This is a genomic window from Streptomyces sp. NPDC026673 (assembly GCF_040638135.1).
GTDB lineage: Bacteria > Actinomycetota > Actinomycetes > Streptomycetales > Streptomycetaceae > Actinacidiphila.
Genome location: NZ_JBEZXR010000002.1, coordinates 82,916 through 96,912 on the forward strand (window position 1 = coordinate 82,916; position 13,997 = coordinate 96,912).

A 13,997-nucleotide genomic window follows, 5' to 3' on the forward strand; every position below is an offset into this window, starting at 1 on the left:
GGGCGCGGAGGCGGCGTGGGGATCCGACGGCCCGCGCCCGGCGATGTAGGGCAGGATGTGGCCCATGACGATCGTGCGCGAAGACCCCCACCACGAGGCCCCGGCGGCCGAGGCGGTCGTGCCCCCGACCCACGAGGACCCGGTCGCCAAGGCCGGCAGCGAGGTCATCGGCGGCCCGCTCGGCCGGTTCGCGGCCGTGGGGCGGCGGGGCTGGTGGAATCCCCTGCGCGTGATCGTGCTGGTCGCGATCGGGATGTTCGCACTGGGCATGGTGCAGAAGGTGCCGTGCTACGACAGCGGGTGGTTCTTCGGGGCGAACACCCAGTACAGCCACGCGTGCTACTCCGACATCCCGCACCTGTACTACGGCCGGGGCTTCGCGGACGACCTCGTCCCGTACTTCGACCGCATCCCGGACACGGTGTCGGGCGGCATGGGCTACCTGGAGTACCCGGTGCTGACCGGGCTCTTCATGGAGGTCGCCTCCTGGCTCACCCCGCACGGCGGCACCATCCAGCACCGTGAGCAGATCTACTGGCTGGTCAACGCCGGCATGCTGCTGGTCTGCACGGCCGTCATCGCCGTCTGCGTCGCCCGGACGAACCGGCGCCGCCCCTGGGACGCCCTGCTGGTCGCGCTGGCGCCCGCCTTCGCGCTGACCGCGACCATCAACTGGGACCTCTTCGCGGTCGCCCTGGCAGCGGCCGGGATGATGCTGTGGTCGCGCGGCCGACCGGCGGCCGCGGGCATCCTGATCGGCCTGGCGACGGCCGCCAAGCTCTACCCGTTGTTCCTGCTCGTCGCGCTGTTCGTGCTGTGCCTGCGGGCCGGGAAACTGAAGGCCTGGGGCGCGGCCGTGGGCGGTACGGCGGCGGCCTGGTTCGTGGTGAACCTGCCGGTGATGCTGCTCGCCTGGGACGGCTGGTCGAAGTTCTACACGTTCAGCCAGGAGCGGGGCGTCGACTACGGCTCCATCTGGCTGATCATCTCCCAGCAGACCCACCGGAACATCGAGCCCCAGGCGGTGAACTACTACGCCGAGGCGCTGGTCCTGCTGCTGTGGGCGGCGATCGCCGCGCTGGCCCTGTACGCGCCGCGGCGTCCGCGCTTCGCGCAGCTCGCCTTCCTCGTCGTGGCCGTCTTCATCCTGACGAACAAGGTCTACTCGCCGCAGTACGTGCTGTGGCTGGTGCCACTGGCGGCGCTCGCCCGGCCGCGCTGGCGGGACTTCCTGATCTGGCAGGCCGCCGAGGTCATGTACTTCCTGGGGATCTGGTCCTACCTGGCGTACACGACGGGCGGCAACAGCAAGGGCCTGCCGCAGGACGGCTACCACCTGGCCATCGCGGCGCATCTGATCGGAACGCTCTACCTGTGCGTGGTCGTCGTCCGCGACGCGCTCTTCCCCGAGCGCGACCCCGTCCGCCAGGACGGCTCCGACGACCCCTCCGGCGGCGTGCTGGACGGCGCGGAGGACGTGTTCGTGCTGGGGCGGTCCTCGCACCAGCCGCGGCACGCGGCGCCGCTCCAGGGCGGGACCTGGCCGGGTGACGACCCCGGTGAGGGCCGGACGCGTCCGGTGCAGTGGGGCGGGGACCCGGCACCGCCGGCCCCGCCCCACTGAACCGGGAGCGGGCTCAGCGGTCGACGACGCGGTCGAACGTGGTCGTCGTGTGCCGCAGGTGCGCGACCAGCTCGTCGCCGACCGCCGGGGGCGCCACATCGCCCGGCAGGAAGAGGATCGACACCTGCATGTGCGGGGGCTCGGCGAACCAGCGCTGCTTGCCCGCCCAGACGAAGGGCGACAGGTTGCGGTTGATGGTGGCCAGACCGGCCCTGGCGACGCCCTTGGCGCGCGGCATGACGCCGTGCATGGCCTTGGGGGCCTCCAGGCCCACCCCGTGCGACGTACCGCCCGCCACGACGACCAGGTGGCCGTCCTCGGAGGCCTTGTTCTGGCGGTAGCCGAAGCGCTCGCCCTTGGCGATGCGGGTGACGTCCAGGACGGCGCCCCGGTACTCGGTGGCGTCGTGGTCGCCGAGCCACAGCCGGGTGCCGATCCGGGCGCGGAAGCGGGTCTGCGGGAACTGGCTGCGCAGCTGGGTGAGCTCGCCGGCCTTCAGATGGCTGACGAACATGGTGTGCAGCGGCAGCCGGGCCGCGCGCAGCCGCTCCATCCAGTGGTAGACCTCCTCCACCGCGTCGGAGCCGTCGGTGCGGTCCAGCGGCAGGTGGATGGCGAAGCCCTCCAGCCGGACGTCGTCTATGGCCGAGTGCAGCTTGGCCAGGTCGTCCTCGCTGACCCCGTGGCGCTTCATGCTGCTCATGACCTCGATGACGACCCTGGCCCCGACCAGACCGCGCACGCCCTCCACGGACGACACGGACCGGATGGCGCGGTCCGGCAGCGGCACCGGCTCCTCGCCGAGCCGGTACGGGGTCAGCACCAGCAGGTCCCCGCCGAACCAGTCCTTGATCCTGGCGGCCTCGTAGGTGGTGCCCACCGCGAGGATGTCCGAGCCGAGCCGGATCGCCTCCTCGGCCAGGCGCTCGTGGCCGAAGCCGTAGCCGTTGCCCTTGCAGACCGGGATCAGCCCGGGGAACTGCTCGGCCACTGACTGCTGGTGCGCACGCCAGCGCGCGGTGTCGACGTACAGAGTGAGCGCCATGGCCGGAACGGGGACCTTTCTGCGGTGTCTGCGATCAGTCGGGCACGTGGGTCAGCGACGGGACATGTAGATGTCGAGGGCCTTGTGCAGCAGCTTGTTGAGCGGGAAGTCCCACTCGCCCAAGTATTCGGCAGCCTGGCCGCCGGTGCCCACCTTGAACTGGATGAGGCCGAAGAGGTGGTCGCTCTCGTCCAGCGAGTCGCTGATGCCGCGCAGGTCGTACACGCTCGCGCCGAGCGCGTAGGCGTCGCGCAGCATCCGCCACTGCATGGCGTTGCTCGGCCGCACCTCGCGCTTGTGGTTGGCCGAGGCCCCGTAGGAGTACCAGACGTGCCGGCCGACGACGAGCATCGTCGCGGCGGCGACCGCCTCGCCCTCGTGCGTGGCGAAGTACAGCCGCATGCGGTTGGGGTCCTCGGAGTTGAGGACCTGCCACATGCGCTGGAAGTAGGAGAGGGGCCGCGGCCGGAAGTGGTCGCGCTCGGCGGTCACCTCGTACAGCTGCTGCCAGACGGGAAGGTCGTCGTAGCCGCCCTGGACGACCTCGACGCCGGCCTTCTCGGCCTTCTTGATGTTGCGCCGCCACAGCTGGTTGAAGCCCTTCTGGACGTCGTCCAGGCTGCGGTTCTCCAGGGGGACCTGGAAGACGTAGCGGGGCTGCACGTCGCCGAAGCCGGCGCCGCCGTCCTCGCCCTGCTGCCAGCCCATGCGGCGCAGCCGGTCGGCCACCTCGAAGGCGCGCGGCTCGATGAACGTCGCCTCGACGTCGCGCAGTCGCTTGACGTCCGGGTCGGCGATGCCGCTCTTGATGGCCGCGGCGTCCCAGCGGCGGATGACGACCGGGGGGCCCATCTTCACGGAGAACGCGCCCTGCTGCTTCAGGTGCGCCAGCATGGGGCGCAGCCAATCCTCCAGGTTGGGCGCGTACCAGTTGATGACCGGGCCCTCGGGGAGGTACGCGAGGTAGCGCTTCACCTTGGGCAGCTGCCGGTAGAGCACCAGGCCGGCGCCGACCAGCTCACCGGTCTTGTCGTCGAACCAGCCCAGGTTCTCCGAGCGCCACTCGGTCTTGACGTCCGCCCAGGCGGGAACCTGGCAGTGGCTTGCCGAGGGCAGGCTCTGGATGTACGCCAGGTGCTGTTCCCGACTGATGGTCCTCAGGGTCAAGCTCATGCGGGGCGCTCCCCATCGCTGCGGCTACGGCATTGCTGACTGCATTACTGCGCCGAAGCCTACTGCGAACGGCGAACGCCCCCACGAGGGCTGTGGACAACTCCGTCCGTGGCTCCGCCCGGCGACGTGTCCTAGGACCGGCCCGGGGCCGGTCCTAGGACAGGACGCCGCCGAAGAGACCGCCGTGGGCCATGCCGATGTAGAAGCCGATCGCGGCGAGGCCCATGCCGATGATGAAGACGAAGCGCTCGGCCGTCGTGGCGGAGCGGTACTGCCCGAAGGCGCCCACGAGGACGCCCGCCAGGCCCGCCCAGGAGCTGAGCAGGTGGAGGTGGTCCCAGAATGCCGCGATGGCGGCGACCAGGCCGAGCACGATGGCCACGACGGCCAGGGTGTTCTCGACCGGGTGGGGCCTGCCGTCGGAGTTGAGGGTGCTGAGGAGTCGCTGGTAGAGACGGCTGCCGGTAGTGGCTCGCACTGCCTGTGCCATGGGGCACCTCCGTGATGGAGAGGTGGCGCATCGTAGCGCCGGACACACCCGATGTGTACAGATTGCGGGCTTCCGGGGCCGGATTTCAACCGGAAGCCACGAGGCGGGTAGTGTGTACGGTCTGCACCGGTGTCTGTGCAGGCCCACACGACGGTCCCGCAGGGCCTTCGGGGAGCGATCCCCGGAACGCCCCGGGCGTTGTCGGTGGCCCGCGATACCGTTGCGACGCGATGCAAACCCTCCTGCCACGGAAACGCCGTGGCCGCTGAGTCCAAAGGAGGTGGGTTCCACATGCGTCACTACGAGGTGATGGTCATCCTCGACCCCGATCTCGAGGAGCGTGCTGTCTCCCCGCTGATCGAGAACTTCCTCGGCGTCGTCCGCAATGGCGGCGGCAAGGTCGAGAAGGTCGACACCTGGGGCCGTCGTCGTCTTTCGTACGAGATCAAGAAGAAGCCCGAGGGCATCTACTCGGTCATCGACCTCAACGCCACTCCTGAGGTCGTCAAGGAGCTCGACCGTCAGATGAACCTGAACGAGTCGGTCCTCCGGACCAAGGTCCTTCGTCCCGAGACCCACTGAGCCTGACGGCTCAGGCATTCGGGAAACCGAGAAGCCAAGCAACGCCGAGAGGTCACTCACCATGGCAGGCGAGACCGTCATCACGGTCGTCGGCAATCTCGTCGACGACCCCGAGCTGCGCTTCACCGCTTCCGGTGCGGCGGTCGCGAAGTTCCGTATCGCGTCCACACCCCGCACCTTCGACCGGCAGACCAACGAGTGGAAGGACGGCGAGAGCCTGTTCCTGACCTGCTCGGTCTGGCGTCAGGCGGCGGAGAACGTGGCCGAGTCGCTCCAGAAGGGCATGCGCGTCATCGTGCAGGGCCGGCTGAAGCAGCGCTCCTACGACGACCGCGAGGGCGTCAAGCGGACGGTCTACGAGCTGGACGTCGACGAGGTCGGCGCCAGCCTGCGCAGCGCGACCGCCAAGATCACCCGGGCCAGCGGCGGCGGTGCCTCGCGCGGCGGCCAGGGCGGTTACGGCGGCGGTGGCGGCCAGGGCGGCGGCTGGGGCGGTGGCCCCGGTGGCGGCCAGGGCGGCGCGCCCGATGCCGACCCGTGGGCGACCGGCGCTCCGGCCGGTGGCGGCCAGGGCGGTGGCGGCGGCTGGGGCGGTGGCTCCGGCGGCAGCGGCGGCAGCGGCGGCTTCTCGGACGAGCCGCCCTTCTAAGGGCGGCAGCGCACCAAACTTCTTGATCACACTGGAGAGAGACAATGGCGAAGCCGCCTGCTCGCAAGCCTAAGAAGAAGGTTTGCGTGTTCTGCAAGGACAAGATCACGTACGTCGACTACAAGGACACGAACCTGCTGCGGAAGTTCATCTCCGACCGCGGCAAGATCCGTGCCCGCCGGGTCACCGGCAACTGCACCCAGCACCAGCGCGACGTCGCCACGGCCGTGAAGAACAGCCGTGAGATGGCGCTGCTGCCCTACACCTCGACCGCTCGCTAAGGAAGGGTGACTGAGCAATGGCGAAGATCATCCTCACCAACGAGGTCAGCGGCCTCGGTGCCGCCGGCGATGTCGTCGAGGTCAAGAGCGGCTACGCCCGCAACTACCTGATCCCGCGCGGTTTCGCGATCGCGTGGACCAAGGGTGGCGAGAAGGACGTCGAGCAGATCCGCCGCGCGCGCCGGATCCGCGAGATCGCGACCGTCGAGCAGGCCAACGCCTTCAAGGCGCAGCTCGAGGGCGTCAAGGTCAAGCTGTCGACCCGCGCGGGTGACGCCGGCCGGCTGTTCGGCTCGGTGACCCCGGCCGACATCGCCGCCGCCGTCAAGGCCGCGGGCGGTCCGGACGTGGACAAGCGCCGGATCGAGATCGGTTCCCCGATCAAGACGCTGGGCTCGCACAAGGTGTCGGTGCGTCTGCACCCCGAGGTCGAGGCCGCTCTCGACGTCGAGGTCGTCGCTTCCTGACACCCGCGCACCGCGTGAACGCCGGGCCCGGAACCGCGAGGTTCCGGGCCCGGCGTCGTGTCGGGGGCAGGACAGGAAGGGACGGGACGGCGGAAGACGCGCCGGTCAGGCGCGGACGGCGCCGGTGACGGCCCACTTCCCGGAGCGGGCGCGCCAGTGCAGGGTCGCCAGCCGGGTGAGCATCATCAGCCCCATCGCCCACCACAGCGCGGTGAGTCCCCCGCCCAGTGCCGGTACGGCCAGGGCGAGGGGGGCGAAGACGCCGAGGGTGAGGACCATCGACCAGGCCAGGTAGGTGCCGTCACCGGCGCCGATGAGGATCCCGTCCAGGACGAAGACGACGCCGGCGATCGGCTGGGCGAGCGCCGCGACCAGCAGGACGGTCATCAGCTCGGCGCGCACGGCGGGGTCCGAGGTGAACAGCGGGGCGATCAGCGGCCGCGAGACGGCCAGTGCCACGCCGATCACCAGGCCCGAGACGATGCCCCACTGGACCATGCGGCGGCACGCGGCCCGGGCGCCGGCCACGTCGTCGGCGCCGAGGTAGCGGCCGATGATGGCCTGGCCCGCGATGGCGATGGCGTCCAGAGCGAACGCGGCCAGCGACCACAGGGTGGAGATGATCTGGTGGGCGGCGACGGAGGCGTCCCCGAGCCGCGCCGCGACCGCCGTGGCGATCATCAGGACGGCCCGCAGGCTCAGCGTGCGGATCAGCAGGGGGGTCCCCGCCTGGGCGCAGGCGCGGATGCCGGCGAGGTCGGGCCGGAGCGAGGCGCCGTGCCGGCGGGCGCCGCGGATCACCACCACGAGGTAGACGGCCGCCATCGCGTTCTGGGCGATGACGGTGCCCCAGGCGGAGCCCGCGATGCCGAGCCCGGCGCCGTACACGAGCACCGCGTTGAGCGCGGCGTTCACCGCGAATCCGCCGATGGCGACGGAGAGGGGGGTACGGGTGTCCTGCAGCCCCCGCAGTACGCCGGTGGCCGCGAGGACGACGAGCATCGCCGGGATGCCGAGGGCGCTGATCCGCAGATAGGTGACGGCGTACGGCGCCGCGGTGCCCGAGGCGCCGAAGGCCTCGGTCAGGGCGGGGGCGGCGGGGACGGCGACGGCCACCGCGACGGCGCTGATGAGGAGGGCGAGCCAGATGCCGTCCATGCCCTGGCGGATCGCGGCGGGCAGGTCGCCGGCGCCGACGCGGCGGGCGACGGCGGCGGTGGTGGCGTAGGCGAGGAAGACGAACACGCCGACGAGGGTGGTGAGCAGGGCACCCGCGACGCCGAGTCCGGCGAGCTGGGACGTGCCCAGATGACCCACGATCGCGCTGTCCGCGATGAGGAAGAGCGGTTCGGCGACCAGCGCGCCGAAGGCGGGCAGGGCGAGGCCTATGATCTCGCGGTCGTGGCGGCGGACGGCCTGTGTGGGGGAGAGCTCGGCAACCTGGGGCACCGGGTCAGGGTAATCATCCACATGTAAGGGATGCAAGCAGAGTCTGTCTATTACGAGCGGCTGCGCAGGGTGATCTCCTCCGCGCCGTTTGTCGTGATCTTGGGCTGAGCGGGCAAGTTTTTCTTGTCCACAGCGAGTGGATGAAGAAAGGCCAGGTCAGCGACGTGATCATTGGGTGATTGTGTGCTTGTCCACCGCACTGTCCCCCGTGCTGTACACAGCTGGAGCGGGCTTCTCCACAGGCAGAGGCGGTTCTTCAACAGGTCATCCCCAGCCCCTGTGGATAACCGTCTTGGCTGTGAGCCCCGCGGACCCCTACCGTGGGGCGTCGCCCGACGTGCCACAGGTGTGCCCGGGCGGCTCGATTGTCAGAGCCGAGGCGTAGGAAAGAGACGCGACGCAGCGGTCCGCGCCGGACGGGAGGAGGTGGCAGGGGGGTGAGCCAGCCCGAACCCGCGGACGACCACTGGGGAAGCGAACCGCCGTTCCCGCCGGACGGTCCCGGCGACCGTCTGCCCGTCTCCCGCTTCCGCAGGAAGGACGAGCGGGACCGCGACCGCGACCGCGACGACGACCGCGGCTCGGCCGGGTTCGAGCGCGTACCGCCGCAGGACCTCGACGCCGAGATGTCCGTGCTCGGCGGCATGCTGCTGTCCAAGGACGCGATCGCCGACGTCGTGGAGGTGCTCAAGGGCGCCGACTTCTACCGGCCCGCCCACGAGACCGTCTATGCCGCGATCCTGGACCTCTACGCCCGCGGCGAGCCGGCCGACCCCATCACCGTCGCCGCCGAGCTCACCAAGCGCGGTGAGCTCGCCCGCGTCGGCGGCGCCCCGTACCTGCACAGCCTCGTCAACGCGGTGCCCACCGCCGCCAACGCCGAGTACTACGCCGAGATCGTGCACGAGCGCGCGGTCCTGCGCCGGCTCGTCGAGGCGGGCACCCGCATCACGCAGATGGGATACGCGGCCGACGGCGACGTCGACGAGATCGTCAACTCGGCGCAGGCCGAGATCTACGCCGTCACGGAGCAGCGCACCAGCGAGGACTACCTCCCGCTCTCCGAGATCATGGAAGGTGCCCTCGACGAGATCGAGGCCATCGGCTCACGCAGCGGCCAGATGTCCGGGGTGCCCACCGGCTTCGCCGACCTGGACTCCCTGACCAACGGCCTGCACCCGGGCCAGATGATCGTCATCGCCGCCCGTCCCGCGATGGGCAAGTCCACGCTCGCGCTGGACTTCGCCCGGGCCTGCTCGGTCACCAACGGCATGCCGAGCGTCTTCTTCTCGCTCGAAATGGGCCGCAACGAGATCGCGATGCGCCTGCTGTCCGCCGAGGCACGGGTCGCCCTGCACCACATGCGCTCCGGCAACATGACCGACGACGACTGGACGCGGCTGGCCCGCCGCATGCCCGACGTATCGGCCGCCCCGCTCTACATCGACGACTCGCCGAACCTGTCGATGATGGAGATCCGCGCCAAGTGCCGACGGCTCAAGCAGCGCAACGATCTGCGCCTGGTCGTCATCGACTACCTCCAGCTGATGCAGGCGGGTGGCTCGCGCCGCCCCGAGAGCCGTCAGCAGGAGGTCTCCGACATGTCCCGGAACCTCAAGCTCCTCGCGAAGGAGCTGGAGGTGCCGGTCATCGCGCTCTCCCAGCTGAACCGTGGCCCCGAGCAGCGCACCGACAAGAAGCCCATGGTCAGCGACCTGCGTGAATCGGGTTCCATCGAGCAGGACGCCGACATGGTGATCCTGCTGCACCGCGAGGACGCCTATGAGAAGGAGTCCCCGCGCGCGGGCGAGGCCGACCTGATCGTCGCCAAGCACCGCAACGGCCCCACGGCGACGATCACCGTGGCCTTCCAGGGCCACTACTCGCGCTTCGTGGACATGGCCCAGACCTGAGCCCGGGCCCCGTCCGGGCCCTCCGCCGTCCGCCGTCCGCAGGGCCGCCGCGGGCGGCACCGGGGCTGCCGTGCCTCAGCCCAGCGCCACCATCAGCGGCGTGTGGCGGCGGTGTTCGTCGCCGGGCAGGTCGCGGTCCCCGAGCACCATGAGGGTGTTGGGGAAGACGGGGGCGACGCCGTGCTCCGCGGACCAGGCGGCGAGGCTGCCGGGGGTGTCGGTGCGCAGGTCGAGGCGGACGGGCGTGCCGGCGTCCCGCGCGAGCGCGGTGATCAGCCGCCGGGCGGTGGCCGCGGTGCCGGCGACGACCGGTCCCACGACCAGGGTGTCCGCGTTGAGCCAGGCCGAGGCGTAGCCGGTCAGGACACCGTCCTCCTCGGCGACGACGACGCGCTCGGCGAAGTGGGGCAGGTCGCGCAGGAGCGGGGAGCGGTCCGCGCCGAACACCTCGGCGTCGAGGGCGAGCAGCGCGGGGAGGTCGTCCGCGGTGAAGGGCCGCGGGGCGGCCGCCGCGGGCTCGTCGGGGTCGGTCGGGTCGGTCGGGGCGGACAGGGTGAAGCGGCCGCGGTGCGTGACGACGGTGCCGACCGCGCGGAAGCCGAGCTTCTCGTAGAGGGGCCGGCCGCGGTCGGTGGCGTGGAGGGTGACGGTGTCGTCGCCCGCCTCGGCCAGGACGTGGGCCATGATGCGCCGCCCGAGCCCCTGCCCCTCGTAGCGGGCCGCGACGAGGACCATGCTGACCGCCGCGAGGCCGCCCGAGAAGCGGGTGAGGACGGTGGTGGCGGCCAGGCCGTCGCCGTCGGGGGCGTCGATGCCGTAACCGGCGCCGTGGGCGAGCAGGAAGCGCCACTTGTGCTCCTCGGCGCCCCAGTCGCGGCTGACGGCCAGCTTGCTGCAGGCGGGGAGGTCGGCGGACGTGAGGCGGCGTACCGGGGCCGTGGGGAGTGTCATACGGGAAGCGTGCCGGGGCGGCGCCGGGCGGCGCCCATAGTTTTCCCCTATGGCCATCGGGCGGTGCCTGGCTATCCTCCGGGGGTGACGCTGACCCTGCCCGGCCTGCGGGCGTTCGTGGCGGTGGCGCGCACGGGATCGTTCTCGGCTGCCGCCCGCCGGCTCGACGTACGCCAGCCGACGGTGAGCGAGTCGGTGCGGCGGCTGGAGGCCGCCGCGGGGCGGCCGTTGCTGGTGCGCAACCGGGAGCGGGTCGAGCTGACCGATCTCGGGCGGCGGATCCTGGCCCACGCCGTGGCGGCCGTCGACGCCGCCGACGAGCTCGAGGGGCTGCTGGACGGGGTGTCCCGGCCGTTCACCGTGGGCTTCCTGGGCGAGGCGGCGGCCGGCCGCACACGGGAACTGCTGGACCTGGTCCATGCCCGCGTCCAGGGCGATGTGCGCCTGCGCCGCTACGACTTCGACGACCCCTCCTGCGGTCTGCTGGACGGGCACTCCGATCTGGCCATCGTGTGGCCGCCGTTGGACGGGCCGGGACTGGAGATGGTGACGGTCTCCAGTGACCGCCGCTGCGTCGCGCTGCCCGCGACGGACCCGCTCGCCCGCCGTGCCGAGGTCGCGCCCGGCGAACTGGGCGGCAGGACCTGGGTGGTGCCGCGGACGGGCGACGCGGCGTACGCGGGCTTCCGCCATCCGTCGGCCGTGGGCGTCGCCCACGTGGCCGGGACGGTCCCGTCGGGGTCGCTGGAGGAGACGCTGGAACTCGTGGCGGCGGGGCGGGGCTGCGCACTGGCGAGCACGTCGACCGACGAGCACTACGCGCGGTCGAACGTGGTGATCGTGCCGCTGGCCGGGGACGTGCGCTGCACGGTCGCGCTGGCCTGGCGGGCGGCGGACCGCAGGCCCGCGGTCCGCGGGGCGGCGGAGGACGCCGCCCGTCTGTTCGGAGGGACGCCGCCGGGGACCGCCCGGGCGGCGGGGGACGAGGGAGGGAACGCGTGGGACGGCTGCACATCTTCGACATGGACGGGACGCTGATGCACGGCTCCTCGGCGAGCATGGAACTCGCCCGGGTGCTGGGGCTGGTGGCGGAGTTCCGCGAGCTGGAGCACGCGCTCGGGCGGGGTGTGCTGGACTCGCCCGGCTACGCGGAGCGGGCGTACGAGCTGTGGCGGGCGCTCACCCCGGCCCAGGTGGCGACGGCGTTCGAGGCCGCCCCGTGGCTGGCCGGGATACGGGAGGTGTGGGCGGACATCGCCGCCCGCGGCGAGTACTGCGCGGTGGTGTCGCTCTCGCCGAACTTTTTCGTGCGCCGGCTCCTGGAGTGGGGCGCGCACGCGGTCCGGGCCTCGGTCTTCCCGGACCTCCCCTTCGGCCCGCGGACGGGACTCGACGTGAGCGGGATCCTGCTGCCGGAGACGAAGGTGACGGCCGCGGACGAGCTCTGCGCCCGCTACGGGGTCAGCCGCCGGGAGTGCGTGGCGTACGGGGACTCGCTGTCGGACACGGCGCTCTTCGCCGCGGTGCCGGTGTCGGTCGCCGTCAACGGCGACCACCATGTGAGCGGGCTGGCGAGCCACGCGTACACGGGGAGTGATCTGCGTGAAGCGTATGCGCTGGTCGTGGGCTGAATACGTGACGATTGAACGGTGATGATCGCCACGGTAATTGAGTGGCGGTTGTGAAAGCAGTGACTCGGGGTAGGGTCGACAGGGTTCCGCTGCAGCGGGGCTTCACATTCGGCCGAGCTTAACGGGATCGGTATCGCCGTTTCCCGTACTTCCGGCTATTTGTCCGATCGGCGTGAAGCCCTGGCAGGCTTTCCGCGCAGGATGTGTGGCCGACGTACGGATACCGACCGGGAGAAGCTCGAGGCGAAGCTGACCATGGACGCTCTGACCACGAACGCGGCCGAACCGGGAAAGGGAGCCGGGGCTGAGTCCTCCGGATGGTTCACGCCGCACACACCCCCTGACGGGCCGAGACCCCTTCACGAGGCCGGGGGCGGCACGGCGCCGAGCCGCCCGGTACGGCCGATAAGGCCGGTGGGGACCGGCGCCGAGCGGAACACCGACCCCGGGCCGGCGCGGCCGAGGCCCGGTCCACCGCAGGACGCGCGGGGGCCGCGGCCGCATCCGGAGGCACCGGCCCAGCCGCCGCCCACTCCGCCACCGGCCCCGCCCCCCACCCCGCCGCCGGCCCGGGCCGAGGCCCGTCCGCGGTCACGGCCGGAGAGCGCGGACGCGGTGCTCATCCGGCGCACGATGGAGGAGATCGCGCCCGTCGCCGACAAGACGACGTCGTATTTCTATGCACTTTTGTTCATAAGGCATCCGGAGTTGCGCGAACTTTTTCCCGCCGCGATGGACTCCCAGCGCGATCGATTGTTGAAAGCGCTCCTTACCGCCGCGGAACACATAGACGACGCCGAGATACTCACCGAATACCTGTCCCACCTGGGCCGCGGCCACCGCAAATACGGCACGCGATCCGAGCACTATCCGGCCGTGGGCGAATGCCTGATCGGGGCGCTGACCCGCTATGCCTCGGCCGTCTGGAACGACGAGGTCGAGGGAGCCTGGGTGCGCGCCTACACGGCGATCTCCCAGATCATGATCGACGCGGCGGCGGCCGACGAGAGGCACGCGCCGCCCTGGTGGCAGGCCGAGATCGTCAGCCATGAACCGCGCACCTCCGACATCGCGGTGGTCAGCGTCCGCCCGGACCAGCCCTACCCCTTCCTCGCGGGCCAGTACACGACGCTGGAGACCCCCTGGTGGCCGCGGGTCTGGCGGCACTACTCCTTCGCCTCCGCCCCCCGCCCGGACGGACTGCTGGTCTTCCATGTGAAGGCCGTCCCGGCCGGCTGGGTGAGCGGGGCGCTGGTCCACCGCGCCCGGCCCGGCGACGTCATACGGCTCGGCCCGCCGGCCGGCTCCATGGTCGTGGACCACAGCACCGACAACGGGCTGCTGTGCCTGGGCGGCGGCACCGGCATCGCCCCCATCAAGGCCCTGGTCGAGGACGTGGCCGAGCACGGCCGCCGGCGGGCCGTGGACGTCTTCTACGGCGCCCGCAGCGACCACGACCTGTACGACCTGGACACCCTGCTGGGGCTCGCCGGGCGCCACTCGTGGCTCTCGGTGCGTCCGGTGGTCTCCCACGGGCACGGGGAAGGGGGGCTGCACGGCCCGCTCCCCGAGATCGTGCAGCAGTACGGACCCTGGCCGGAGTACGACGCCTACCTCAGCGGTCCGCCCGGGATGATCCGCAGCGGTGTCGACTCGCTCGTGCGCGGCGGGATGCCCTCGCAGCGCATCCGGCACGACCTGATCGAGGAACTGGTCGCGGCCGGCGACTGAATCCGACCCCC

The 13,997-nt window shown here is 71.4% G+C and carries 14 protein-coding genes; 9 read left to right on the forward strand and 5 right to left on the reverse strand.

Going from position 1 to position 13,997, the window contains the following annotated elements; translation table 11 throughout:
- Positions 1-64: 64 nt before the first annotated feature.
- Entirely contained in the window at positions 65-1,624 is a 1,560-nt protein-coding gene (locus AB0F62_RS01900; RefSeq protein ID WP_361791012.1) for a glycosyltransferase 87 family protein, read from the forward strand.
- A gap of 13 nt (positions 1,625-1,637) precedes the next feature.
- Here the strand turns inward: AB0F62_RS01900 and AB0F62_RS01905 are convergent, their stop codons facing one another.
- The 3 genes from AB0F62_RS01905 to AB0F62_RS01915 all read right to left on the reverse strand — a co-directional run bounded on the left by AB0F62_RS01905 (position 1,638) and on the right by AB0F62_RS01915 (position 4,332).
- Positions 1,638-2,669 carry an alanine racemase gene (locus tag AB0F62_RS01905; RefSeq protein WP_361791015.1) on the reverse strand — a complete coding sequence of 344 codons (1,032 nt, stop codon included), beginning with the start codon at positions 2,667-2,669 and terminating at the stop codon, positions 1,638-1,640.
- A gap of 51 nt (positions 2,670-2,720) precedes the next feature.
- Positions 2,721-3,842, reverse strand: coding sequence for a peptidoglycan bridge formation glycyltransferase FemA/FemB family protein (locus AB0F62_RS01910; RefSeq protein ID WP_361791018.1), 1,122 nt, complete (start codon positions 3,840-3,842; stop codon positions 2,721-2,723).
- A gap of 154 nt (positions 3,843-3,996) precedes the next feature.
- Positions 3,997-4,332 carry a hypothetical protein gene (locus AB0F62_RS01915; protein ID WP_361791021.1) on the reverse strand — a complete coding sequence of 112 codons (336 nt, stop codon included), beginning with the start codon at positions 4,330-4,332 and terminating at the stop codon, positions 3,997-3,999.
- 291 nt (positions 4,333-4,623) lie between these two features.
- Here AB0F62_RS01915 and rpsF point away from each other — a divergent pair, with 291 nt between their 5' ends.
- From rpsF to rplI, 4 genes are all read left to right on the forward strand, one after another.
- Positions 4,624-4,914: a 30S ribosomal protein S6 gene (gene rpsF, locus AB0F62_RS01920; protein ID WP_361791024.1), complete on the forward strand. Its 291-nt coding sequence runs from the start codon at positions 4,624-4,626 to the stop codon at positions 4,912-4,914.
- Between the two features lie 61 nt (positions 4,915-4,975).
- Entirely contained in the window at positions 4,976-5,563 is a 588-nt protein-coding gene (locus AB0F62_RS01925) for a single-stranded DNA-binding protein (protein WP_361791027.1), read from the forward strand.
- 44 nt (positions 5,564-5,607) lie between these two features.
- Positions 5,608-5,844, forward strand: a complete 237-nt coding sequence (gene rpsR, locus AB0F62_RS01930) for a 30S ribosomal protein S18 (RefSeq protein WP_026250812.1) — start codon at positions 5,608-5,610, stop codon at positions 5,842-5,844.
- Between the two features lie 17 nt (positions 5,845-5,861).
- The gene (gene rplI / locus AB0F62_RS01935) at positions 5,862-6,311 is read left to right on the forward strand and encodes a 50S ribosomal protein L9 (RefSeq protein ID WP_361791030.1); all 450 of its coding nucleotides are present in this window, start codon (positions 5,862-5,864) and stop codon (positions 6,309-6,311) included.
- 105 nt (positions 6,312-6,416) lie between these two features.
- Here rplI and AB0F62_RS01940 read toward each other — a convergent pair whose 3' ends face one another.
- Positions 6,417-7,760, reverse strand: coding sequence for an MATE family efflux transporter (locus AB0F62_RS01940; RefSeq protein WP_361791033.1), 1,344 nt, complete (start codon positions 7,758-7,760; stop codon positions 6,417-6,419).
- Positions 7,761-8,197: 437 nt separating this feature from the next.
- Here AB0F62_RS01940 and dnaB point away from each other — a divergent pair, with 437 nt between their 5' ends.
- Positions 8,198-9,673 (forward strand): replicative DNA helicase, encoded by a 1,476-nt coding sequence (dnaB, locus tag AB0F62_RS01945; protein ID WP_361791036.1) that lies wholly within the window; start codon positions 8,198-8,200, stop codon positions 9,671-9,673.
- Positions 9,674-9,748: 75 nt separating this feature from the next.
- Here dnaB and AB0F62_RS01950 read toward each other — a convergent pair whose 3' ends face one another.
- Positions 9,749-10,624: a GNAT family N-acetyltransferase gene (locus AB0F62_RS01950; protein WP_361791039.1), complete on the reverse strand. Its 876-nt coding sequence runs from the start codon at positions 10,622-10,624 to the stop codon at positions 9,749-9,751.
- 84 nt (positions 10,625-10,708) lie between these two features.
- Between AB0F62_RS01950 and AB0F62_RS01955 the strand changes: the two genes are divergently transcribed.
- The 3 genes from AB0F62_RS01955 to AB0F62_RS01965 all read left to right on the forward strand — a co-directional run bounded on the left by AB0F62_RS01955 (position 10,709) and on the right by AB0F62_RS01965 (position 13,986).
- Positions 10,709-11,662 (forward strand): LysR family transcriptional regulator, encoded by a 954-nt coding sequence (locus tag AB0F62_RS01955; protein WP_361791042.1) that lies wholly within the window; start codon positions 10,709-10,711, stop codon positions 11,660-11,662.
- Positions 11,623-12,255 (forward strand): HAD-IB family phosphatase, encoded by a 633-nt coding sequence (locus AB0F62_RS01960; RefSeq protein ID WP_361791045.1) that lies wholly within the window; start codon positions 11,623-11,625, stop codon positions 12,253-12,255. The genes AB0F62_RS01955 and AB0F62_RS01960 overlap by 40 nt, the downstream gene beginning before the upstream one ends.
- Before the next feature lie 255 nt (positions 12,256-12,510).
- Positions 12,511-13,986: a globin domain-containing protein gene (locus AB0F62_RS01965; protein WP_361791048.1), complete on the forward strand. Its 1,476-nt coding sequence runs from the start codon at positions 12,511-12,513 to the stop codon at positions 13,984-13,986.
- Positions 13,987-13,997: the final 11 nt, after the last annotated feature.